1 protein-coding gene is annotated in these 2,816 nt (G+C 69.3%); it reads right to left on the bottom strand.

Features of this window, described 5'->3' with window-relative positions:
- Positions 1 to 2,786 (bottom strand): non-ribosomal peptide synthetase (locus IE267_RS39250; RefSeq protein ID WP_308428901.1); only part of this gene is annotated, 2,786 nt, incomplete at its 3' end.
- Between the last annotated feature and the right edge of the window lie 30 nt (positions 2,787 to 2,816).

Here is a 2,816-nt window from a genome sequence, read left to right on the forward strand (position 1 = left end):
AACCGCTCCGCCGTCAAACCCGCACGCCCCACATAACCCCGCGCCACATGCGACCCCGCCACATAGAGCTCACCCACCACACCAGGCGGGACGAGGCGCAGGGCCTCATCCAGGATGTAGACACCGGTATTGGCCAACGGGGTTCCGATGGGCAGTGCCCGCGCATCAGCCATCGTTTGGTCCACTCGGTGCACCGTGACGAAAACAGTGGTCTCCGTCGGGCCGTAACCATTGTGGACAGTGGTGTCCGGGCAGTGTGCGAGCACCCGGCGCACCGCCTCCGGAGAAACAACGTCCCCGCCCGCCCACACCTCCCGGACTTCGCGGAAGGCCTCCGGGTTCTCCTCGGCGAGCACGTGGAACAGGCCCGCGGGCAAGAACAGCGCCGGCACCTTGCGTTCGGTCAGCAGCCGGCCCAGCTGCGTCGAATCCAGCGCCCCGGGCGGCGCCACCTCCACGCAACCGCCCCGCGACAGCGGACCCCATATCTCGATGGTCGAAGCGTCGAAGGCCAACGACGAGTACTGCAGCATGCGTTCGGCGACGCCGTTGCCGAACACCTCGTCACGCGCCAACTCCACGATGTTGCGGTGGGTGTTGGCCGACCCCTTGGGCACTCCTGTCGAACCGGAGGTGAACATCACGTAGGCGAGCTGATCGGGATGCACCCGAACGTCCGGGGGCGGCGTCACCGCATCGCCCGGCCGCCAGCGCTCCAACGGCGGCACCCGCAACACCGACGCCCCCTCCGGCAGCTCCGCGGCGGACACATCGCGGCCGATCAACACCATCGACGCCGATGCCTGCCGCAGGATCTCCTCGATCCGGGCCCTGGGATACCGGGTGTCCAACGGGACATAGGCCCCGCCGGCCTTCAGCACCGCCAGCATCGACACCAGCACCTCGACGCCTCGGTCCTGGAACAGGACGACCCGGGATTCAGGACCGACTCCGGCCGTGACAAGCACCCGAGCCAGACGGTTCGCCTGCTCCTCGAACTCCGCGTAGGTCACAACGCGCTCACCGCACACGACGGCGGCCGCATCCGGCCGGTCATCGGCGTAGGCCCGCACGAGTTCCGGCAAGGACGACACCGCCCGGGCCCGCAGCTCACCCCTGCCCGCCCCCGACAGCCACGCCCGCTCGCCGGGGGTGAGCACATCGATGTCGCCGATCGACCGATCCGGCGTCTCCACCACACCGGCCACCAACCGTACGAGCCGTTCACCGAACGCACGAACGGTGGCTTCGTCGAAGATCTCGACGGCGTAGTCGATGCCCAGATCCAGACCACCGGGCCGGCCCCCCTCCAGCCGGTGCTCCCGGAAGTTGACCGTCAGGTCGAAGCGGGCCGCGCCTGCGGGGGTCTCCGCCACGTCCGAGTGCAGGCCCGGCATCGCCGGCCCGGGGATGACCGCGTCCGCGAAGGTGAGCATGGTCTGGAAGAGGGGGTGGCGGGAGGCGGAGCGTTCCGGGCCCAGTACTTCGACGAGGCGCTCGAACGGCAGGTCCTGGTGGGCCCAGGCGGCCAGATCGGCTTCCCGGACCCGGGCCAGCAGCTGCCGGAAGCTGGGGTCCCCGCTGGTGTCGGTGCGCAGGACCAGTGTGTTGATGAAGAACCCGACCAGATCGTCCAGGACGACGTCGTGCCGCCCGGCGACCGGGGAGCCGAGCGGCACGTCCGTCCCGGCACCGCTGAGGGTGAGCACCGCGGCGGTGGCCGCTTGGACGGCCATGAACAACGAGGTGTCGCAAGTCCGGCACAACCGCACCAGCCGCTCGTGCACGGTGGCATCGATGTGCAGGTCGACGCGGCCGCCCTGATAGGTCGCCACCGCAGGCCGGGGTCGGTCGCCGGGCAGCGTCGCTTCCAGCGGCAGATCGGCCAGTGCCTCACGCCAGAAGCCCGTCTGCCGCGACATCGGACTGCTGGGATCTGCGGTGTCGCCGAGCAACTCCCTTTGCCACAAGGCATAGTCGGCGTACTGCACCGGCAACGGCGCCCAATCGGGCGCCCGTCCCGCCGAGCGGGCCGTGTACGCCGTCCCCAAGTCCCGTAGCAGCGGCGTGTTCGACCACCCGTCAGAAGCGATGTGGTGCACCACCAACGACAGCACACAGTCGTCCGGAGCCGTCTCCACCAGAGTGGCCCGGACCGGCACCTCCTGTGCCAGGTCGAACGCGTACCACGCCAAACCTCGCAGCACCGCCTCCGACTCGGCCTCGGAAGTCTCCACGACACGCAGATCCACATCCGCCTCGGCCGGCGCGAGCACCCGCTGGACCGGGCCGTTCTCACCCACCGGAAACACGGTCCGCAAGCTCTCGTGGCGCCCGACGAGATCGATCAGTGCAGCCGCCAACGCCACCCGGTCCACGCCCCCACGCAGCCGGACCGCCATCGGAATGTTGTAGGTCGCCGAGCCGCCGTCCAACTGCGCCAGGACCCACAGCCGTTGCTGTGCGAACGACAACGGCAGGAGCTCCGGGCGGGGCACCACCGGCGCGAGCGCCGGCCGGGCAGCCGACTCGCCCACCGCGACCAGAGCCGCCATCCGGGCGACCGACGGGCAACTGAAGACCTCCCGCACCGTCACATCGACACCGAACACCGACCGTATCCGGCTGACCAGTTTCGTCGCGGACAGGGAATGACCGCCGAGTTCGAAGAAATTGTCATCGATGCCGACCCGCTCCAGATCCAGCACATCCGCGAACAGACCGCACAAAATCTCCTCGACAGGATCACGCGGCGCCCGGCCACCACCCCCACCGAACTCCGGCACCGGCAACGCAGACCGATCAACCTTCCCATT

The sequence above is a fragment of the Streptomyces xanthochromogenes genome, assembly GCF_014650455.1.
Taxonomy (GTDB): domain Bacteria; phylum Actinomycetota; class Actinomycetes; order Streptomycetales; family Streptomycetaceae; genus Streptomyces; species Streptomyces xanthochromogenes.